Origin of the sequence: Sinorhizobium fredii NGR234, assembly GCF_000018545.1 — a bacterium.
GTDB lineage: Bacteria > Pseudomonadota > Alphaproteobacteria > Rhizobiales > Rhizobiaceae > Sinorhizobium > Sinorhizobium fredii_A.
Map to the genome: position 1 here is coordinate 3,598,521 of NC_012587.1, position 21,480 is coordinate 3,620,000.

Annotated in this window: 17 protein-coding genes (1 of these 17 cut by a window edge); 8 read left to right on the forward strand and 9 right to left on the reverse strand. The window is 65.3% G+C overall.

The features are described from left to right. Window positions 1-5: 5 nt before the first annotated feature. Window positions 6-614: an imidazoleglycerol-phosphate dehydratase HisB gene (hisB, locus tag NGR_RS28130; protein WP_012709881.1), complete on the reverse strand. Its 609-nt coding sequence runs from the start codon at window positions 612-614 to the stop codon at window positions 6-8. A gap of 294 nt (window positions 615-908) precedes the next feature. Between hisB and hslV the strand changes: the two genes are divergently transcribed. The 7 genes from hslV (at window position 909) to NGR_RS28165 (ending at window position 10,980) form a co-directional block, all read left to right on the forward strand. Continuing rightward, entirely contained in the window at window positions 909-1,466 is a 558-nt protein-coding gene (gene hslV / locus NGR_RS28135; RefSeq protein WP_012709882.1) for an ATP-dependent protease subunit HslV, read from the forward strand. After that, entirely contained in the window at window positions 1,456-1,977 is a 522-nt protein-coding gene (locus tag NGR_RS28140) for a GNAT family N-acetyltransferase (RefSeq protein WP_012709883.1), read from the forward strand. Before hslV ends, NGR_RS28140 begins: the two co-directional genes overlap by 11 nt. Next, complete coding sequence (gene hslU / locus NGR_RS28145) at window positions 1,974-3,278, forward strand: ATP-dependent protease ATPase subunit HslU (protein ID WP_012709884.1); 1,305 nt, start codon at window positions 1,974-1,976, stop codon at window positions 3,276-3,278. Before NGR_RS28140 ends, hslU begins: the two co-directional genes overlap by 4 nt. A 190-nt stretch (window positions 3,279-3,468) precedes the next feature. After that, a complete protein-coding gene (locus NGR_RS28150) occupies window positions 3,469-4,419 on the forward strand; it encodes a DUF1402 family protein (protein ID WP_012709885.1) in 951 nt (316 codons plus the stop codon). 211 nt (window positions 4,420-4,630) lie between these two features. Continuing rightward, the gene (locus NGR_RS28155) at window positions 4,631-6,031 is read left to right on the forward strand and encodes a cytochrome P450 (RefSeq protein ID WP_012709886.1); all 1,401 of its coding nucleotides are present in this window, start codon (window positions 4,631-4,633) and stop codon (window positions 6,029-6,031) included. Window positions 6,032-6,406: 375 nt separating this feature from the next. Further along, window positions 6,407-8,416, forward strand: a complete 2,010-nt coding sequence (locus NGR_RS28160; protein ID WP_164924540.1) for a hydantoinase/oxoprolinase N-terminal domain-containing protein — start codon at window positions 6,407-6,409, stop codon at window positions 8,414-8,416. Between the two features lie 389 nt (window positions 8,417-8,805). Continuing rightward, window positions 8,806-10,980 carry a malate synthase G gene (locus tag NGR_RS28165; protein ID WP_012709888.1) on the forward strand — a complete coding sequence of 725 codons (2,175 nt, stop codon included), beginning with the start codon at window positions 8,806-8,808 and terminating at the stop codon, window positions 10,978-10,980. A gap of 240 nt (window positions 10,981-11,220) precedes the next feature. On the opposite strand, the gene NGR_RS28170 is transcribed toward NGR_RS28165, so the two are convergent. After that, entirely contained in the window at window positions 11,221-11,895 is a 675-nt protein-coding gene (locus NGR_RS28170) for a L,D-transpeptidase (RefSeq protein ID WP_012709889.1), read from the reverse strand. Window positions 11,896-12,071: 176 nt separating this feature from the next. Here NGR_RS28170 and NGR_RS28175 point away from each other — a divergent pair, with 176 nt between their 5' ends. Further along, complete coding sequence (locus tag NGR_RS28175; protein ID WP_012709890.1) at window positions 12,072-12,614, forward strand: MmcB family DNA repair protein; 543 nt, start codon at window positions 12,072-12,074, stop codon at window positions 12,612-12,614. Here the strand turns inward: NGR_RS28175 and NGR_RS28180 are convergent, their stop codons facing one another. The 7 genes from NGR_RS28180 to NGR_RS28210 form a co-directional block, all read right to left on the reverse strand. Then, window positions 12,615-13,196: an ActR/PrrA/RegA family redox response regulator transcription factor gene (locus NGR_RS28180; RefSeq protein ID WP_012709891.1), complete on the reverse strand. Its 582-nt coding sequence runs from the start codon at window positions 13,194-13,196 to the stop codon at window positions 12,615-12,617. Window positions 13,197-13,280: 84 nt separating this feature from the next. Continuing rightward, window positions 13,281-14,573, reverse strand: a complete 1,293-nt coding sequence (locus NGR_RS28185; RefSeq protein ID WP_164924541.1) for an ActS/PrrB/RegB family redox-sensitive histidine kinase — start codon at window positions 14,571-14,573, stop codon at window positions 13,281-13,283. Window positions 14,574-14,641: 68 nt separating this feature from the next. Further along, the gene (gene hrpB, locus NGR_RS28190) at window positions 14,642-17,104 is read right to left on the reverse strand and encodes an ATP-dependent helicase HrpB (protein ID WP_012709893.1); all 2,463 of its coding nucleotides are present in this window, start codon (window positions 17,102-17,104) and stop codon (window positions 14,642-14,644) included. Continuing rightward, a complete protein-coding gene (locus NGR_RS28195; RefSeq protein ID WP_012709894.1) occupies window positions 17,101-17,766 on the reverse strand; it encodes an ATP-binding cassette domain-containing protein in 666 nt (221 codons plus the stop codon). Before NGR_RS28195 ends, hrpB begins: the two co-directional genes overlap by 4 nt. Continuing rightward, window positions 17,767-19,473: an ABC transporter permease gene (locus NGR_RS28200; protein WP_012709895.1), complete on the reverse strand. Its 1,707-nt coding sequence runs from the start codon at window positions 19,471-19,473 to the stop codon at window positions 17,767-17,769. Beyond that, window positions 19,457-20,683, reverse strand: a complete 1,227-nt coding sequence (locus NGR_RS28205; protein WP_012709896.1) for an ABC transporter substrate-binding protein — start codon at window positions 20,681-20,683, stop codon at window positions 19,457-19,459. Before NGR_RS28205 ends, NGR_RS28200 begins: the two co-directional genes overlap by 17 nt. 130 nt (window positions 20,684-20,813) lie before the next feature. Continuing rightward, a protein-coding gene (locus NGR_RS28210; protein WP_012709897.1) for an ornithine cyclodeaminase family protein crosses the window boundary here: on the reverse strand, window positions 20,814-21,480 show its 3' portion. The gene runs 281 nt beyond the window's last position; only the last 667 of its 948 coding nucleotides appear in the window; its start codon lies beyond the right edge, outside the window — the gene reads right to left on this strand; the stop codon is at window positions 20,814-20,816.

Below are 21,480 nucleotides of genomic sequence, written 5' to 3' on the forward strand. Positions count from 1 at the left end.
CCGGCTCAGGCAAGCGTGCCCTTCGTCGAGGGAACGCGTCCAGCCTGGCGCGGATCGATTTCGGTTGCCGTGCGCAGCACGCGGGCGACGGATTTGAAGCAGGTCTCGGCGACATGATGGTTGTTGGCGCCGTAGATGTTCTGCACATGCAGCGTGATGCCGGCGTGCTGGGCGAGCGCCTGGAAGAATTCGCGCACCAGCTCGGTGTCGAAGGTGCCGATCTTCGGCGAGCTGAAGGTCACGTTCCAGACGAGGAAGGGGCGGCCGGAAACGTCCACGGCGGCGCGCGTCATCGTCTCGTCCATGGCGAGATCGAGCGAGGCGTAGCGGGTGATGCCGCGGCGATCGCCGAGCGCCTTGGCGATCGCCTGGCCGATGGCAATGCCGGTATCCTCGACGGTGTGATGATCGTCGACATGGAGGTCGCCTTCCGTCTTGATCTCCATGTCGATCAGCGAGTGGCGCGCGAGCTGGTCGAGCATATGATCGAAGAAGCCGACGCCCGTCGCAATCTTCGACACGCCCGTGCCGTCGATATTGACGGAGACGGACACGGCCGTTTCATTCGTCTTTCGCGAAACCTGGCCGGTACGGCTCAGCGTCACGTCTGCCATCAGGCTCTCCTGTCTGCACGCGATAAACCGGAGCGGACGATGGCGACGGAACGCCTTCCGGCCCGCCTCACCCGGTTCCAGAGCCGCTCCATATCAGGCGAGGCAGGAAATATCCAGAACTGCGAAGGGAGATTCGATCGGCGCCGGGCGGCCGGCCTGAGCCGCGTCAGGAGGACGGACCGCGGTGATTTGAGCCGCGCATTTGCAATCGCGTCGCACTAACTTACATAGGCCTCAAGCAACCAGGCTTTTTCGGCCGCAACGCCTCGGATTTCGGGGCCGACAGGTTTTTTGATGAGCGAACACAATCCTTACGGAACGATGCATGCCACCACGATCATCACGGTGCGCAAGGGCGGCAAGGTGGTGATGGCGGGCGACGGCCAGGTGAGTCTCGGCCAGACGGTGATGAAGGGCAATGCGCGCAAGGTCCGGCGCCTGTCGAAGGGCGACGTGATCGCCGGCTTCGCCGGCGCGACCGCGGACGCCTTCACGCTTCTGGAGCGGCTCGAGGCGAAGCTCGAACAATACCCCGACCAGCTGATGCGGGCCGCCGTCGAACTCGCCAAGGACTGGCGCACCAACAAATACCTGCGCAATCTCGAGGCGATGATGCTGGTCGCCGACAAATCGGTGACGCTGGCGATCACCGGCAATGGCGACGTGCTAGAGCCGGAGCACGGGACGATCGCGATCGGCTCCGGCGGCAACTATGCGTTTGCCGCGGCGCGCGCGCTCATGGACAGCGACAAGTCGGCCGAAGAGATCGCCCGGCGCGCCCTGCAGATCGCCGGAGACATCTGCGTTTACACCAACCACAATGTCGTCATGGAGACGCTGGATGCCGACTGACCGGGCAGATGTCAGCTTCGAGCCGGTGGCCGAGCGCCACCTGCCGATGCTGCTTGCCTGGCTTTCGGAGCCGCATGTCCGACAATGGTGGGGCGACCCGGATGTGGAACTCGGGCTGATCCGCGAGGGCTGTTCCACCGGCGAGGTCGACGGGTTCGTCTTTCACTTGGCGGGCGAACCGGCCGGTTACATCCAGTCCTGGATTCCCTCGCAATATGACGAGGAACCGTGGGCCAAGGATTTGTCATCCGACACGCCCGGCGTCGATATCTTCGTCGGGCCCCCTGAAATGACCGGCAAGGGCGTCGCGGCCCTCGCGCTCAGGGCCTTCGCCGGAAGACTGTTCGAAAAGGGCGCCGCCCGCATCGTCATCGATCCGGATGCCGGCAACCGTCGAGCTGTCAGAGCTTATGCGAAGGCCGGTTTCGTGCCCTTCGCCGAATGGATAGACGAGTCCGGCCGGACCCTCCTCATGGAGCTGACGCGGACCGAGTTTGAGAGGAATTCATGACCAACTTTTCACCCAGAGAGATCGTATCCGAGCTCGACCGCTACATCATCGGCCAGAAAGACGCGAAACGCGCCGTGGCGATTGCGCTGCGCAACCGCTGGCGCCGCCAGCAGCTCAGCGACGAACTGCGCGACGAGGTCATGCCGAAGAACATCCTGATGATCGGCCCGACCGGCGTCGGCAAGACGGAGATTTCCCGCCGCCTCGCCAAGCTGGCCGGTGCGCCCTTCGTCAAGGTCGAGGCCACCAAGTTCACCGAGGTCGGCTATGTCGGCCGCGATGTCGAACAGATCGTCCGCGACCTCGTCGAGGTCGGCATCACGCTGGTGCGCGAAAAGAAGCGCGCCGAAGTCAAGGCCAAGGCGCACCAGAACGCCGAGGAACGCGTCCTCGACGCGCTGGTCGGCACGACGGCATCGCCTGCAACCCGCGATTCCTTCCGCAAGAAACTGAGGGCCAATGAGCTCGACGAGAAGGAAATCGAGATCGACATTGCCGAAACCGGTGCGCCCGGCGGCTTCGAGATCCCCGGCATGCCGGGCGCCAATATCGGCGTTCTGAACCTGTCGGAAATGTTCGGCAAGGCGCTGGGCGGCAGGACCCGGAAGGTCAAGACGACGGTCAAGGATTCCTACGAGCTGCTCGTCAACGATGAATCGGACAAGCTGCTCGACAACGAGCAGATCCAGCGCGAGGCGATGGCGGCGGCGGAAAACGACGGCATCGTCTTCCTCGACGAGATCGACAAGATCGCCGCCCGCGACGGCGGCATCGGTGCCGGCGTCTCGCGCGAGGGCGTCCAGCGCGACCTCCTGCCGCTGGTCGAGGGCACGACGGTCGCGACCAAATACGGGCCGATGAAGACGGATCACATCCTGTTCATCGCCTCCGGCGCCTTCCACGTGTCGAAACCGTCCGATCTTCTGCCGGAGCTCCAGGGCCGCCTGCCGATCCGGGTCGAGCTGCGTGCCCTCACCAAGGAAGACTTCCGCCGCATCCTGACGGAGACGGAGGCAAGCCTCATCCGCCAGTACAAGGCGCTGCTCGAGACGGAAGGCGTGGCGCTCGACTTCACCGAGGATGCGATCGACGCGCTGGCGGAAGTCGCCGTGCAGCTCAACGCCAATGTCGAGAACATCGGCGCCCGCCGCCTGCAGACGGTGATGGAGCGCGTCCTCGACGACATCTCCTTCAACGCGCCCGATCGCGGCGGCGACACGCTGATGATCGATGCCGACTATGTCCGCAAGCATGTCGGCGACCTTGCCGCCAATACCGACCTGTCGCGCTACATTCTGTGACGCCCGCGCCGCAGTGGCGCGCCAAATAGCGTCGATCACCGCACTCTGGGGCGCCTGTCACTCGACAGGCGCCTTTATTTTATCTAGAGCGAACGGTGATCGGTCGAAAACTGGGCATTATTCCGACATGATTCTGCCCTAGGTGGCCGCGCCCGGACGAATCGGGCCCAGCTTCACAGGAAAATTGAACGTGCGCCTCACCGCCTGCCTGCTTCTTATCGCCACGCTTTGCTTCTCCGCGGCGCAACCGGCCGCGGCCGAGATTCGTGTGGTCCCGGAAGGCAACCGGCATGCCGAGCAGCCACGCGTTCCCGGCGCTTCCCTTCGCCGCACCAAGGCCGGCCGGACCTCTTTCGACGCGAAGTACGAGAAGGTGCGCGAGCTGCTCGCCAACGACCGCAAACTGGTGGCAAAGATCAAGTCGACCGCCGCCGCTTACGGCATCGCTCCGATCCATATGATCGGCGCCATCGTCGGCGAGCACACCTACAATGTCGACGCCTATGACCGCCTGCAGGCCTATTACGTCAAGGCGGCCGCCTATGCCGGCAACAGCTTCCACTTCGGTTATGACGGCGAGTCGGTCGACGAATTCGTCAAGCGCGCGCAATTTGCCGACTGTGCCGGCGAGAAGACGTCCTATGCGCTGTGGAGCTGCCGCGAGCGGGTCTGGGAGCACGAGTTCCGCGGCCGGACCGTCGGCGGGCAAACCTTCCCGAACAACCGCTTCAGCGCCGTCTTCTTCCAGCCCTTCTTCGCCGGCCAGACCTTCGGGCTCGGCCAGATCAATCCGCTGACCGCCCTGATGCTGACGGACATGGTGTCGCGCGTCTCCGGCTATGATCGCCTCGACGAGAACAATGCCGGCGCCGTCTACGAGGCGATCATGGATCCGGACGTGTCGCTCGCCTATATGGCCGCCTCGATCCGCCATTCGATCGATGCCTACCGGTCGATCGCCGGCGTGGATATCTCCCATAATCCCGGCCTGACGGCGACGCTCTACAATGTCGGCAACCCGGATGAGCGCGCCGCGTCACTTGCGGCGAGGAACGCTGGCGGCGAAGTCCAATGGCCGGAAGAAAACTATTATGGCTGGCTGGTCAACGACAAGCTCGCCGAACTCGAGGCCCTGCTTTAGAGCGGGATGAGGAAAAGTGTGCGCGGTTTTCCGCCCGCATCCCGCTCTAACCTATTAGAATCGATCACGATGATTTTAGGTCGATCCGACCTAAAATCATCGTGATCTAGTCCGTCAGGCCGCTCGCCTTATCGAGACTGCTCCATATGAATCATCTTCTTGATTGCACCGTAAAAACCTGAAACGGTAGGCGATCAGGAAAGGCATCGACATGGACACGCGACCGGAGCCCTTCGAGCCGCCCGCGCCCGTCCCGCGCACCCACATCCCATCGCGGATCGAGATCATCCGCACGGTGCTGCGCAATCCGCTCGAGCTCTGGGGTGAGCCTTCCTATACGCTGCCCTGGATCGAGACGAAGTTCATCAACCAGCGCACATTGATCGTCAACGATCCGGGTCTCATCCGCTACATTCTCGTCGAGAATGCATCCAATTACGAAATGTCGAACGTGCGGCGGCTGATCCTCCGGCCGATCCTGCGCGACGGCCTGCTGACGGCGGAAGGCGATGTGTGGAAAAGGTCGCGCAAGGCGATGGCGCCGGTCTTCACGCCCCGCCACGCCAAAGGCTTCGCCGGCCAGATGCTGCGCGTCTCGGAGCATTTCAGGGAGCGCTACGAGCGCGCCGCTTCCGAGCCCTTCGTCAGCAATGTCGCCGTCGACATGACGGAACTCACCTTCGAGATTCTGGCCGAGACGCTCTTTTCCGGCGAGATCGCCGTCGAGAAGGAAGGCTTCGCCGCCAATGTCGAGGAACTGCTGCACCGGATGGGCCGCGTCGATCCGATGGATCTTCTCGTGGCGCCGCCGTGGGTACCGCGCCTCACCCGGATCGGCGGCAGGAAGGTGCTTGACCGCTTCCGCGGTGTCGTCTCTGCGACGATGGCCGAGCGCCGGCGGCGCATGGCGGACGAGCCCGACAAGGTCCCCAACGATTTCCTGACGCTACTGCTGCAGCTCGAGAGGCCGGAGGGACTTTCGACCTCCGAGATCGAGGACAACATCCTGACCTTCATCGGCGCCGGCCACGAGACGACGGCCCGGGCGCTCGCCTGGACGCTCTATTGCATCGCCAACACGTCGGCCTATCGCGAGACGATGGAAAAGGAGATTGATTCAGCGCTGGCGAGCGGCGCCGAGCCGGTCGAGTGGCTGGAACGGATGCCGCATGTGCTCGCCGCCTTCGAGGAAGCGCTGCGGCTCTATCCGCCGGCCCCGTCGATCAACCGCGCCGCGATCGAGGAGGATGCGTGGACCTCGCCGGAAGGTGAGGTCGTGCCGATCCGCAAGGGCATATCGGTGCTGATCATGCCCTGGACGCTGCATCGTCACGCGCTCTACTGGCAGAAGCCGCGCGCCTTCATGCCCGAGCGTTTCCTTCCGGAAAACCGCGACAAGATCAACCGCTTCCAGTATCTCCCCTTCGGCGCCGGCCCGCGCGTCTGCATCGGCGCGACCTTTGCGCTGCAGGAGGCGGTGATCGCGCTCGCCGTCCTGATGCACCGCTTCCGCTTCGACCTGACCGAGGCGACCCATCCCTGGCCGGTGCAGAGGCTGACCACCCAGCCGAAGGGCGGGCTGCCGATGAAGGTGTCGGTGCGGGCGGCGTAAAATCCTTGCGTCATTCCGCGGAAGACCCCCCTCTGCCCTGCCGGGCATCTCCCCCACAAGGAGGGAGATTGGCCGGACACCAAGCCCTGCCCGACAGAAAGCTCGCGAGTGCCGAAATTGCTGAATAGTCGTCGACGCTCAACAGATTGGTGGCACGACACATTGCGCTTGCCGATCTCCCCCCTTGTGGGGGAGATGCCCGGCAGGGCAAAGGGGGGTGGCGTCACCCGCTTTCGCTGCTAACTGGATTCCCGCTCTGATGCGACGTGTAAGGGTCACCGTCAGGCGATGGTTTTTTATCGGAATATGCCCTATCAATCGATCTCTTCCCATCCGGGCGTCGTCCCGGTTTCCAACACTGGACTTAAGCAGAAATTGACCTCGCATCTTCTTCTCGGCATCGATACCGGCGGCACCTATACGGACGCCGTCCTCTTCAGCGAAGCAGCCGGTGTCGTCGCCAAGGCCAAGGCGCTGACGACGCGGCACGATCTTGCCGAGGGAATCTCTGGCGCGGTGGAAGCGGTGCTGGAAAAGGCCAAGGTGCCGGTCTCGGCGATCAGCCTCGTCTCGCTCTCGACGACGCTCGCCACCAACGCTCTCGTCGAGGGCCAGGGCGGGCGCGCCGGGCTGGTGATGATCGGCTTCGGCCCCGAGGATCTGAAGCGCGATGGCCTGCAGGAAGCGCTGGGGTCGGATCCGGTGATCTTCCTGCCGGGCGGCCACAACGTCCATGGCGGCGAAACGCCGCTCGACATGAGCGCGCTCGACGCGGCGCTGCCGACGCTTGCCACTGAAGTATCGTCCTTCGCGATCGCCGGCTACTTTGCCGTCCGCAACCCGGATCACGAGAAGCGGGTGCGCGAGCGCATCCGCGAAGTCTCGCATCTGCCGGTTACCTGCAGCCATGAACTCTCCTCCAAGCTCGGCGGTCCGCGCCGCGCGCTGACGACGCTGCTCAATGCCCGGCTGGTGTCGATGATCGACCGGCTGGTCGGCTCCTGCGAGGAATTCCTGAAGACCCGCGGCATTGACGTGCCGATGATGGTGGTGCGCGGCGACGGCGCGCTGATCTCGGCAGCCGAGGCGCGGCTGCGGCCTATCGAGACGATCCTTTCCGGGCCCGCCGCGAGCCTCGTCGGGGCGCGCTATCTGACCGGGCTCGAAAATGCCGTCGTCTCCGATATCGGCGGCACGACAACGGATGTCGCCGTGCTCGATGCCGGCCGCCCGCGGCTCGATGCGGACGGGGCCGTCGTCGGCGGCTTCCGCACCATGGTCGAGGCTGTCGCCATGCGCACCTACGGCCTCGGCGGCGACTCGGAGGTGAAGATCAACGACCGCGGCCTCAAGGCGAAGATCGATCTCGGCCCGCGCCGCTTCCTGCCCTTGAGCCTTGCGGCGGCGCTCTATGGCGATGCGGTGCTGTCGGTGCTCGACAGGCAGCTGCGCGCCACCCATGCCGGCCGTCACGACGGCCGACTGGCGGTCCGCACCGGTCTGCCCGACCATCTGGCGAGCGGCCTGCAGCCGCAGGAGCAGGCCCTTTACGACCGGATCGGCACGGTGCCGCTGGCGCTCGCCGACCTCATCGTCAGCACGCCGCAGAAGGCGACGCTCGACCGGCTCGTCGCCCGTGGGCTCGTGCATATCTGTGCGCTGACGCCGTCCGACGCGATGCACGTGCTCGGCAAGCAGTCGCAGTGGGATGCCGAGGCTGCCCGGCTCGGCCTCAAGATCGCCGCCCGGAGCAAGGACGGCTCGGGCCAGCCGATCGCCGGTTCTCCCGAAATGCTGGCGCGGATGATCGTCGACCGGCTGACGCGGCAATCCTCGGAAGTCATTCTCCAGGCCTGCCTCAACGAGGATGGCGCCGGCGCCATCGACCCGTCTGCATCACTGGCCGTCGATCGGGCACTGAAGCGCCAGCCCGGCATCGTCCGCTTTGCGCTCGGCCTCGACCGGCCGCTGGTCGGGCTCGGGGCCTCGGCACCGGTCTACTATCCGGCGATCGCCGGGATGCTGGCGACCGAAGCGGCAATCCCGGCGGAGGCCGACGTCGCCAATGCCGTCGGCGCTGTCGTCGGCCAGGTGCGCGCCACCGTAACTGTCTTCGTGACGACACCTGAGGAGGGGATCTTCATCGTCAACGGCGCCGGCCCCAGCGAGCGCTTCATCGATCAGGACGAGGCTTTTGGCGTCGCCCGCCGCCGCGCCGCGACGATGGCGCTGGAGACGGCGCACGCAAATGGCGCTGAAGAACCCGCCGCGACGGCCTGGGAAGAGATCGATGCGCCGGAGATCGAGGGCGGCCGCAAGCTGGTCGAGGCGCGCTTCATCGCTTCGGCGAGCGGCCGGCCGCGCATCGCGCATAGAGCGGGATGAGGAAAAGTGTGCGCGGTTTTCCGCCCGCATCCCGCGATTGAAAAAAACCGGGATGAGGAAAAGTGTGCGCGGTTTTCCGCCTGCATCCCGCGATTGAGAAAAAGCGGGATGAGGAAAAGTGTGCGCGGTTTTCCGCCCGCATCCCGCGATTGAAAAAAACCGGGATGAGGAAAAGTGTGCGCGGTTTTCCGCCTGCATCCCGCTCCTCAACTCATCTATCTTTTCCAATTTGGAAACAATTTTTCGCATCCTTGCGGAATTGACAGGGAACTGGCTGATAGGAGACTGTTCGCGCGCGTGAGCGGGATGGGGAGGCGGAAAACGCTTTCCCGCATCGATCCCGCTCCTATCTATTGGATTCTGGCATAGAGAGCCTCAGGAGTTACCGAATGGACCGCGTTGAGAAACATGATCTGAAGATCGATGCGGGCCTTCACCGCTTCCTGGTCGATGAGGCGATGCCGGGCACCGGGATCGATCCGGAGCATTTCTTTGCCGCTCTGTCGGCGCTCGTTCACGATCTCGCGCCGAAGAACCGCGCCCTTCTCGCCAGGCGCGACGAGCTCCAGGCGAAGCTCGACGCCTGGTATCGCGAGCATGGCGCCCCGGTCGACCTCGACGCCTACCAGGCCTTCCTGAAGGAGATCGGCTATCTCCTGCCGGAAGGACCGGACTTTTCCGTGTCGACCGCCAATGTCGATGCCGAGATTGCCACCATTGCCGGCCCGCAGCTGGTCGTGCCGGTGATGAATGCCCGCTATGCGCTGAACGCCGCAAATGCGCGCTGGGGCTCGCTCTATGACGCGCTCTACGGCACCGATGCCATTCCCGATGCGGATGGGGGGACGCGCGGCAGAAGCTACAATCCGGCGCGAGGTGCGAAGGTCATAGCCTGGGCACGGGATTTTCTCGACGCAAGCGTTCCGCTTGCCGCAGGCCGCTGGAGCGATGTCGGCGGGCTGGCGATCGACGGGACTGCTCTCTCGTTGACACTGACGAACGGCACCAAGACGACGCTTCGCAATCCGGCCCAGTTCGCCGGCTATTCCGGCTCGGCCGAGGCGCCTTCGCAAATCGTCCTCCGCCAGAACAACCTTCACGTCGTGATCGTCCTCGATGCGACGACGCCGATCGGCCAGGCCGACCCGGCCGGTATTTCCGACATCATCCTCGAATCGGCGATCACCACGATCATGGACTGCGAGGATTCCGTTGCCGCGGTCGATGCCGAGGACAAGGTCGTCGTCTATCGCAACTGGCTGGGGCTGATGAAGGGCGATCTCGCGGAAGAGGTCGCCAAGGGCGGCCGAACGTTCACGAGAAAGCTGAATGCCGACCGCGTCTTCACCAGACCAAATGGCGAAACGCTGACCCTGCCCGGCCGCGCGCTGATGCTGGTGCGCAATGTCGGCCACCTGATGACCAATCCGGCGATCCTCGACCGCGACGGCCGCGAGGTTCCGGAAGGCCTGATGGATGCCATGGTGACGGCGCTGATCGCCCTGCACGACATCGGCGCGAACGGCCGCCGGGCAAACTCGCGCGCCGGTTCGATGTATGTGGTCAAGCCGAAGATGCATGGTCCCGAGGAAGTTGCCTTCGCCTGCGAGATTTTTTCGCACGTCGAGGCGGCGCTCGGGCTGCCGGAAAACACCATCAAGATGGGCATCATGGACGAGGAGCGGCGCACGACCGTCAACCTCAAGGAATGCATCCGCGCCGCCCGCGACCGCGTCGTCTTCATCAATACCGGTTTCCTCGACCGCACCGGCGACGAAATCCACACCTCGATGGAAGCCGGCCCGATGATCCGCAAGGGCGACATGAAGCAGGCGGCCTGGATCGGTGCCTACGAGAACTGGAATGTCGACATCGGCCTCGAATGCGGGCTTTCCGGCCGAGCCCAGATCGGCAAGGGCATGTGGGCGATGCCCGACCTGATGGCCGCGATGCTGGAGCAGAAGATCGCCCATCCGAAAGCCGGCGCCAACACCGCCTGGGTTCCCTCGCCAACGGCCGCGACGCTGCATGCGACGCACTATCACCGGGTCGACGTCGCCGAAGTGCAGGCGGGCCTCGGGAGCCGGCCGCGCGCCAGGCTCGCCGATATTCTCTCGGTGCCCGTGGCGGCGCGGCCGAACTGGACGGAAGAGGAGATCCAACGCGAACTCGACAACAACGCGCAAGGGATTCTCGGCTATGTCGTGCGCTGGGTCGACGAGGGCGTCGGCTGCTCCAAGGTTCCGGACATCAACAATGTCGGGCTGATGGAAGACCGCGCGACGCTGCGCATCTCCGCGCAGCACATGGCCAACTGGCTGCACCACGGCATAGTCAGCAAGGTGCAGATCGTCGAGACGATGAAGCGGATGGCGGAAATCGTCGACCGGCAGAATGCCGGCGATCCGAGTTACGTGCCAATGGCCGGACGTCTCGAACAATCGATCGCCTTCCAGGCGGCGCTCGATCTGGTCCTCAAGGGCCGCGAGCAGCCGAACGGCTATACCGAACCGGTGCTGCACCGCCGCCGGTTGGAGTTGAAGGCGAAGCAACGGGCGTCGTGAGAATACTGTCTCCGTCCTCGCATCGCCCCTCATCCGCCTGCCGGCACCTTCTCCCCGCCAGCGGGGCGAAGGGGGCATGCCGCACCGCCCAATTCCGCTCTCCCCGCTGCGGGGAGAGGGCCAGTCCTCGGGTTAAACCCGAGGAGAGGGGCAAATCAATTCGGGACCACCACCGTTGATGGCAAACGAAAGGCCGCCGGCATTCGACCGGCGGCCCTTCGCATTTCAAGCTGCGGATAACTACTGCTGCACGACGACCCGCGCATTGCGACCCGGGCGAACCCGCGAATAAAGGTCGATGATGTCCTGGTTCATCAGCCGGATGCAGCCGGACGAGGCGGCGGTGCCGATCGAGGACCATTCTGGCGTGCCGTGCAGGCGGAAGAGCGTGTCCCTGCCTTCCTCGTTGAAGAGGTAGAGCGCGCGGGCACCGAGCGGATTGGTGATGCCGGGGCCCATGCCCTCTTCGACATATTTGGCGACTTCCGGCTTGCGCTCGGCCATCTCCTTAGGCGGGTGCCAGGTCGGCCATTCCTGCTTCCAGGCGACATAGGCCTCGCCTTCCCAGGCGAAACCCGCCTTGCCGACGCCGATGCCGTAGCGCACTGCCTTGCCGCCCGGCAAAACGTAATAGAGGAAGCGATTCGGCGTGTTGACGACGATCGTGCCCGGCCGCTCCCTGGTGTCATAGTTGACGATCTGGCGGTGGAATCGCTGGTCCAGGCGGTTGATCGGAATGGCCGGCAACGGATAGCCGTGGTCCTCGACGGCGCCATAATTGCTTGTAAAGATCTGATTCGTCGCGACTTTCTGGCCCTCGGGAGCGGAGCCTGCGGTGGACGTCGTTTGCGAGCAGCCGGCGATGAAGACAGTCGCCGCCAGACTGCACAAAAGGAGGGCGTTGCGGAAGCGCATGGGGGTCTCGTAAAAGGGAATCAGGAAAATCGGGGGGAGAGTGCCCGGCCGTCAGCTTATTTGCGATTGCAGTGCACTGCGCAAGGGATTGCGCCGCCGCAATTCGGCCGAAATGTGCAAATTCCGTGACGATGGCTTTTTTGCAACAAGGGATGTGACGTGGACGGGAGTGGCCGATGACGATCCTATCGATCCATGGCGACAATCCCCTCGCCGACGGGCGCCAGTCCGAGCGGGCGCTGAAGGTGCGCCGCGGCGTGCAGCGGTTGTTCATGGAATTGCGCCACGCGGTGCTGCCGGAATTGACGCTCGCCAGCGGCCGGCGTGCCGACCTGATCTCGATTTCCCCGAAGGGCGAAATCTGGATCGTCGAAATCAAGACCTCGATCGAGGACTTCCGTGTCGACCGCAAGTGGCCGGACTACCGGCTTCATTGCGACAGGCTGTTCTTCGCCACCCATGCGCAGGTGCCGCTCGACATCTTTCCGGAGGAATGCGGCCTCCTGCTCTCCGATGGCTATGAAGCGCACATGCTGCGCGAGGCGCCGGAACATCGGCTGGCGCCGGCGACGCGAAAGTCGGTGACGCAGGCCTTTGCCCGCACCGCGGCGCAGCGGCTGATGCTCGCCGAATGGGCGGCGGAGCGCAACGGCGAACTCGGCGAATCGATCCGCGATATCGTCGGCGGTTCGCGCGATGCAGCCGCCGAGGCGGATTGACTACTTCGGTGCGCGCTTCGCCAGGATGCGCTGCAGTGTGCGGCGGTGCATGTTGAGCCGCCGCGCCGTCTCCGAGACGTTGCGTTCGCACATCTCGTAGACGCGCTGGATGTGTTCCCAGCGCACCCGATCGGCCGACATCGGATTTTCCGGCAGCTCGACGCGCTCGCCCTGGCGACGCACCAGGGCGGCGAAGATTTCGTCGGCATCGGCCGGCTTGGCGAGATAGTCGAGCGCCCCCAGCTTCACCGCATTCACCGCCGTGGCGATGTTGCCATAGCCGGTCAGCACGATCATCCGTGTGTCGCCGCGCCGGCCGCGGATGGCCTCGATGACGTCGAGGCCGCTGCCGTCGCCCAGCCTCAGGTCTATGACGGCGTGCTTCGGCGGGTTCGTCTTGGCCTTGGCGATGCCCTCGGCCACGGATTCGGCGATTTCGACCGTGAAGCCGCGGGCCTCCATGGCGCGCGCCAGGCGACGCAGGAAGGGACCGTCGTCATCGACGATCAGAAGCGTTTTATCCGCTCCGATCAGTTCGGCATCTGCAGGGGTGGCGTGGGCGCCCGTCGATTTTTCGCTCATTCTTTCAAATCCGGAGCCACAATTGGGCAGTTGCGCTGAAATTATGTGGGTTTTCCTATCAGGTCTTCAATAAACTGCCAAAAATCATTTCGCCAGTTTCGTATCCATCAGGGCGCGCGGCCATTCGACGCTGACCCGGGCACCGGGAGCATTTTCAAAGCGAAGCCGAGCGCCGGATCGCTCCAGCAGCGTCTTGGCGATGAAGAGGCCGAGCCCGAGCCCGCCGGCGCTGTCCTCCTTTTGCCGCCGCGTCACGTATGGTTCGCCGATTCTCGCGAGGATATCCGGAGAAAAGCCGTCGCCATCGTCCTCGATCGTCACCTTGACGCGCTCCGTGGTGTGTTCGACGGTCACCGTCACGGCCTCGCGCGCATAGTCGACGGCATTTTCGAGAAGGTTTCCGAGGCCGTAGAGGATACCCGCATTGCGGTTGCCGACGGGCTCGCTGGCCCGGTCGCCTTTCTCGACGAGCTTGATCTGGATGCCGAATTCGCGATGCGGCGCCATCACCTCCTCGATCAGCGAGGAAAGCGGCAAGAGCCGCATATGCTCCTCGCTCTCGGAGGACAGCGTCGTCAGTCGTTTCAGGATGTCGCGGCAACGCTCGCTCTGGCTGCGCAGCAGATGGACGTCCTCGCCGAAGCGAGGGTCGTCGCCAAGCTCCCGCTCCATCTCCTTGGCGACAACGGTAATCGTGGCAAGCGGCGTGCCGAGTTCGTGGGCGGCGGCCGCCGCGAGCCCGTCGAGTTGCGACAGGTGCTTTTCGCGCTGGAGCACCAGTTCGGTCGCCGTCAGCGCCTCCGAGAGCTCGCTCGCCTCGAGCGACACACGATAGGTGTAGAAGGCGGCAAAGGCCGTCATCGAGACGATCGCGAACCAGACGCCGGCCGTCAGCACGCGCGGCATCAACAGGACGGTGCCGGGATACCAGGGCAGCGGAAAGGGCGAGAACGCGAGCGCCGTGACGCCGATTACCGCGAACACGGCGAGCACGATGCTGTGCGGCTTCGGCTGCGAGGCGGACGAGATGATCACCGGCACGCAGAGCAGCGGCGCAAACGGATTGGTGAGCCCGCCGGTGATGAACAGGAGTGCCGTCAGCTGTGCCAGATCGAGACCGAGCAAGGCGAAGGCGGCCGGCGCAGTCAGGCGATGCGTCGGCGGGAAGCGAATGGTGAGAAAGACATTGAGCAGCGCCAAGCTGGCGATCAGCAGCGAGCAGGAGACGAGCGGCAGTGGGAACCGCAGCCACAGCGCCGTGACGATGACGGCCACGGCCTGGCCGCCGACCGCCAGCCAGCGCAGCCGCACCAGTGTCTGCAGCCTCAGGCTGCGATTGCTGTTGATCTCATTGTGGTCGAGTGTCATCGTCGCCATTCTGCCTATCCGTTCCCCCATGCGCCTTCTTTGAAAGTCTAGCGCGATCCGCGAATGACAAACCAGCTTTATGTGCCGCGCGGCTTGGCGCGCGCCGTCGGCAGGGCGTTGGCCGGATCGTCCGGCCAGGGATGCTTGGGATAGCGGCCGCGCATGTCGGCCCTGACGTCCTTCCACGATCCCGCCCAGAAGCCCGGCAGGTCGCGCGTCGTCTGGATCGGCCGATGGCCGGGCGAGATCAGTTCGAGCAGCAGCGGCAGCCGCCCGTCGCCGATGGTCGGATGCGACTTGAGACCGAACAGTTCCTGGACGCGGATCGAAAGCAGCGGCTCGTCGCCGTCGTAGTGGATCGGGTGGCGCTGCCCGGTCGGCGCTTCGAAATGCGTCGGGGCGAGCTTGGCGAGGTCGCGCTGCAGACCATAGGGAACGAGCGACAGAAGACCTTCGGCGAGATCGCGGCCCTTGATCCCGTCAATGCCGCCCGCCTCTCCCTGAAACGGCACGAACCATTCCTCGAGGCGGGTAAAGAGCGCCGCATCCGACATGTCCGGCCAGGGCTCGCCGATCGACCGATGCAGAAAGCCGATGCGGTCGCGCAATTGATCCACATCCTTCGGGAAGGGGATGGCGGCGAGGCCCAACTGGCGCACCCCGTCGGCGAGCGCCCGCGCCGCCGCCTCGCCGCGCGGCCGCGGCAGCGGCGCCTCGTCGAAGACGATCACCCCCAGGCGGGTCACCCGGCGGGCTCTGACCTGGCGGCTCGCCCGGTCGAAGAAGCTCTGTTCCTCGGTGACGATCGCCTCGGGCAGGTGCGCTTCGACCTCCGCCCTGGTGATCTCCGCCGCTGCCAGCACCCGCTGCGCCCCGGCGCGTCCCGTCAGGTCGGCGATCACCAGCATCCCGGCCGCCGCCAGCCGTTCGGTCTCCGGCACTTCCGCACCGCGTCCGTTGGCCATGACGAAGCGGCCGCGACCGCCACGCTGCAGAGCGATGCGATCCGGGAAGGCGTGCATCAGCAGCGCCCCCGGCAGGGCGGCCTCGCCCTTGATCCTTGACGCCGTGAGGCCCGCTGCCATGCGTCTGGCAAGCCCGCGCGCCGCCTCCGCCCGGTCGCTGCGTTCGCTCCGGAACCGGCGCAGCCGATCCTCGATGTCGAGGCTGCTGCCGCCAAGGCCCTGTTCTGTGAGCATCACCGCGATGAGGCAGGCTTCCGCAGCCAGACCCTCTTCGGCCGCCGATACGGCCATCGCCGCCAGTCGGACAGGCAACGCCAGATCACGGATCTGGTGCCCCCTCGGAGTCAATGCCCCATGTGCATCGAGGGCCCCCAGTTCGACCAGCAGGCTGCGGGCTTCACGCAGCGTCGTGTCGGGGGGCAGATCGATGAAGCAGAGTGACCCCGGGTCGGCAACACCCCAATGGGCAAGATCCAGCAAAAGTCCGGAAAGGTCGCTGGCAAGAATCTGCGGCGGGGTGAAGGCGGCAAGGGCCGCCGTCTGGCCGGCGTGCCATAGCCGGATGGCGACGCCCGGCTCGGTTCGCCCGGCGCGGCCGGCGCGCTGGTCGGCCGAGGCCCGCGACACGCGCACCGTTTCGAGCCGCGTGATCCCGGTCGAGGCTTCGAACACCGGAAGCCGCTGCAGGCCGCTGTCGACCACGATGCGCACCCCGTCGATGGTGATCGAGGTTTCGGCGATCGAGGTCGCCAGCACGATCTTGCGGGTGCCCTTCGGCGCCGGTTGGATCGCCGCATCCTGCTCCTTCTGGCTGAGATTGCCATAGAGCGGCACGATCATCGTGTTCTGGTCGAAACGCCCGGCCAGGCGCTCGGCCGTCCGGGTGATCTCGGCCTGGCCCGGCAGGAAGGCGAGGATCGAGCCTTGCTCGGACCGGTGCGCCGCGACGATGGTGCGAACCACCGCATCCTCGACCCTTTCATCGGTGGTTCTGCTCTCGTATCGGACATCGACCGGATAGCTGCGTCCTTCGCTCTGAAGGACCGGCGCATCGCCGAGCAGTCCGGAGACGCGCTCGACATCGAGCGTCGCCGACATGACGATGATCTTCAAATCGCCGCGCAGCGCCGATTGCACGTCGAGCGCCAGCGCCAGGCCGAAATCGGCATCGAGCGATCGCTCGTGGAACTCGTCGAAAAGCACTGCCGACACGCCGGAAAGCTCCGGATCGTCGAGGATCATCCGGGTGAAGACGCCCTCGGTCACCACCTCGATCCGCGTCTTCGCCGAGACGCGGTTGTCGAGCCGCATCCGGTAGCCGACCGTCTCGCCGACCTTTTCCGCGAGCAATTCGGCCATCCTTCCGGCCGCGGCGCGCGCCGCCAGCCGGCGCGGCTCCAGGAGGATGACCTTGCCGCCGTTCAACCACGTCTGGCCGAGGAGGAAGAGCGGCACCAGCGTCGTCTTGCCGGCCCCGGGCGGCGCGGACAGCACCACCGACGGAGACGTTTCAAGCGCTTCGCCAAGCGCCGGCAGGATTTCGCGCACGGGCAGGGATGGAAGCTCGACCGTCATGGCTTCTCCTCCTCGCCGATCCGGATCACCCTGCCGCCCGCCGCCTCGGCATCGGCGCTGTCATGGGTGACAAGAATGGCGGGCAGGCCTGCTGCCCTGGCTCTGGAAAAGACCAGTTCGCGCATCTGTTGCCTGAGGGTCGCGTCGAGTTTCGAAAAGGGTTCGTCCAGCAGCAGAAATTGCGGAGCCGAGACGAGAACCCGCTGTAGCGCCACCCGCGCCTTCTGGCCGCCGGAGAGCGTTTCCGGGTCGCGGTCGAAGAAACCGGCGAGCCCGACCTCGTGGAGGGCCCGCTCGGCAAGGGCGTGCCTTGCCTTACGTCCTTTGATCGAGGGCGGTATGGCGAACAAGATGTTGCCGCCGACCGAGAGGTGCGGAAACAAGAGGGGATCCTGGAACAGGATGCCGGCGTGGCGCCGGTTGGCGGGCATGTCCGTCACGTCTTCCCTGCCGATCAGCAGGCGCCCGCCGGCGTCGAAGGCCGGATCGAGGAAGCCGCCTGCGAAGGCGAGCAAGGCGGACTTTCCGGAGCCGGACGGCCCCATGATGGTCAGCACCTCACCAGGCATGACCGTTGCCGAAACGGCAAGCAGGGTTCGCTCCGCCAGCCGTATCGTCACGTCCGCCAGCGTCAGGGGTCTGGTCTTGGCGATTTCCAGCATTCACGTCCTCATTGCCCGGCGCTTGCGGAATAGCAACTGGGGGGCAAGCGAGGCAATGAGAAATACCAGGAAGGGCAGGGATGCCTGGACGAGCGCATGGATGCCGATCACCCGCCTGTCGCCGCCCGACGAAAGCGCCACCGCCTCGGTGGCGATCGTCGTGAGCCGCCCCGCGCCGATCAATAGCGTCGGAAGATAGAGGCTGACCGAGACCGAGAAGCCGACCGCAAAGGCGGTGAGGCAAGCCCGCAGCAGGAGCGGCAGGCGGACGGTCAGAAGGGTTTGCAGCGCCGACTTGCCGAAGCCCGCCGCGATCCTTTCGAAGCGTGGATCGAGCTCGCGCCAGGGTGCTGCGAGCGACAACAGCACGTAAGGCAGGACGAACAGGAAATGCACCGCCAACACGCTTCCAAAGGCTGGCTTGAGACCCGCCGCGACGATCAGGATCTGCAGGCCGAAAACGAAGCTGATCTCCGGCAACAGCAGGGGCAGATAGAGCAGTCGATGGCCGGTTCCGCTTGCGCGGCCGTTGCGATGGAGCAACAGAACGGCAAGGAACAGGGCGAGCGACGCCGATGAGAGTGCGAGTGCGATCGTGGTGCGAAGCGCTGGCCAGAGCTGCGGCAGCGTCCGCAGCCAGGCTTGCGGTGTGAGTTTTGCCGGCCAGGCATCCGGAAACTGCCAGAGTCCCGCGATCGACCAGACTCCGAGAATGGCGATGCCGACGAAGATGAGAGCCGCACAGGCGGCCATTGCGAAAGCCGAGATGAGCCGCGGCACGGCGTCGTTTCTCAAGCGCCGTCCTGAATAGGTCAGCCGGGCGAGGACAAAGCGTCCGATTCGTTCGATCAGGAGCCAGATCACCACCGCCGCAAGGACGACGGCAAGCTGCAGCAGGGCGGCCGCCGAGGCGAGAAACCGTGCGCGGAGGTCGTCATCCGCGGCCCATTGCGCAATCCGCACCGGTAGCGTTGCGGGCAGTTGCGGTCCCAGGATGATGGCGACATCTACGACGGAGACCGAGTAGACGAGGACCGCGAAGACGGCCAGGCGCATCTGGCGATAGAGGGCCGGCCAGAGGCTGACGAGAAAGCCGCTCAGGCGCCCATAGCCGAGCGCTGCCGTCAATTGCCTCGATTGGCGAAGAGGCAACTGCGACAATGCGGCAAGCGCGATCAGGAAGAGGAAGGGGGCCTCCTTAGTGATGAGCCCCGCGACCATCGACAGCGCAAGCGGATCGTTGGGAACGAGCCATTGCGGCGGCCGCGTGAAGCCTGTCAGTTCCGGCGAAACCAGCCGAATGACAAAGCCCGATGGCGCAACGAGGAATGCCAGCGCGAAGGCGGCAGCCGCATGCGGAACCGCAAGCAGCGGCGACACCAGGTGCTGGATGCGGGAGAAGATCGGCGTCCCGGCGAAGCCTGCCAGAAAGGTGCCGACGATCGCCACGACAGTGCAGGTCGTGGCCAGCCCCGCCACGACACCGGTGAGGGCGGAGCGCAGGATGTGCGGCTGGCCGGCAAGCTCGGCAAAATGGTCGAGCGTGACGCGCGAGCCGCCGAGCGCCGGCAGATATCCGAAGGCAGGCAGAATGATCCCCGCCACGCCGGCGAGGATCGGCAGCCCCAGGATGAGGGCAAGCAACGTGTTCGTGGTCAGACCGCGCGATCCTGTCTGCAGCGCCTTGATCCTAGTTGGCCGCCCCATAGCGCCGGATCCATTCCGCCTCGATCCTGGTCATCCAGTCCGGGTGCGGTTCTTCGAGCGCCGGCCCGAGTTCGTTGGGCTTCAGGGTAGCGATGCCGAGGTCCAGACGTTCGAAGGCGGATCGATCCTCGGCCGAAAGCTTTGCCAGCGAAAGGACTGTCGGGTCGCCCCAGATCTTCGGATCCTGCTTGCGCAGCTGCGCTTCGGGCGAAAGCAGGAAGTCGGCAAGCACCAGCGCGCCGGCCTTGGCGGTGGCGTTATAGGGAATGGCGAGAAAATGCGTGTTGCCCAGCGTACCGCCGGAAAAGACGAAGGAGCGCACCGTGTCCGGGAGCTCGCCATTGGCGATTGCGGAGGAGGCTTCCGCCGGGTTGAAGGCGAAGATGATGTCGAGCTCGCCGTCGGCGAGCTTCTGCTTCATGTCGGGATAGTTCTGCGGATAGGCCTTGCCCTGCCGCCACAGGAGCGGCGTCAGCTTGTCGAGATAGGCGAACAGGGGCGCAACATCCGCAGCGAAGGTCGCCTCGTCGACCGGCCCTAGCAGCCTGGTCCGGTCGCCGATCAGCTCGATCAACACCTGCTTCAGGAAGGACGTGCCGGTGAAATCCGGGGGCTGCGGATAGGAGAAGCGGCCCGGATTGGCCTCTGCCCATTTCAGGAGGCTTGCGGCCGAATCGGGCAGGTCGGCTTTCCGCGTTCGCGCCGAATCGTGGAAGAACACCAGCTTGGCGCCGCCCCAGGGGCTCTCCAGCACCTCGGTCGGAATGGTGAAATCCTTAAGCACCGTCGGCTTGGTCTCGTGATCGACATAGCGCCAGTTCGGCAGCTTCGTCGCCCAGCCGGGGCCGAAGAGAAGGCCTTCGCGCTTCATCGCCGCAAAATTCTCGCCGTTGATCCAGATGAGATCGACGGCCCCGTCGTCGTTCTTCCCGGCCGCCTTTTCGGCGACGACGGTCGCCACTGCCTTCGCCGTGTCGTCGAGCTTCACGTGCACGACGTTAACCCCATAGCGGGACTTCATTTCGCCGCCCGCCCAGCGAATATAGGCGTTGATGGGTTCGGAGCCGCCCCAGGCGTTGAAATAGACCGTCTGGCCCTTGGCGTCGGCGACGACGGCATCCCAATTGCCGGCATCGGTGGCGGAGACCTCGCCGGCAAGGCCAAGCGCCAGCATCGCCGCCAGGATGATTTTTCCTGCCCGTCCGGTCATGTGGCTGTCGCTCCTCCCACCTCGCTGTCGGCCGAGGGTACGGCAAGGCCATGCCGCGTCAATGCGGGCCGCACCAGGCCGACGTCACGTTTCGGTGAAGCGCCCCGCCGGACGAGGCGAGCGCGGGGACCTATGCCTTGGACCGGTGCGCCTCGAAGGCCAGCACGGCGCCGGCGAGATCCTCGAGGGCGGCGCCGACCGATTTGAACAGCGTGATCTCGTCGGGCGCCGTGCGGCCGCGATGTGTGCCGCGGGCAAGCTCGAAAAGATCGGCGCGGATCGCCGCTTCCGTGATGACGCCGGCTTTGAGCGGCTGGACGATGTCGCCGCCTTCGCTGAGCGCTCCGTCGCGCGTATCGACGAAGATGCTGGCGCGGGCGACGGCGCGATCGTCCGTTTCGCGCATCGTCGGCTTGAAGGCGCCGATCAGATCGAGATGGGCGCCGGGCTTCAGCCAGTCGCCGCGGATCAACGGCTCGGACGACAACGTCGCGCAGGAGATGATGTCCGCCTGGCGCGCGGCCGCCTCGAGATCCGTCGCCACCGAAACCGTGATGCCCTGAAGGTCGAGTTCCTTCGCGGTCGCCTCGGCCTTCCTCGGGTCGCGTCCCCAGATCGCGACGTCGCGGATGGGGCGGACGGAGGCATGCGCCTCAATGACATTGGCCGAAAGCCGCCCGGTGCCGACCATCAGGAGCCGGCTCGCATCGTCGCGCGCCAGGTAGCGGGCCGCGAGCGCCGAGGCCGCGGCGGTCCGGCGTGCCGTCAGCTCGCCGCCGTCGAGGATCGCCAGCAGC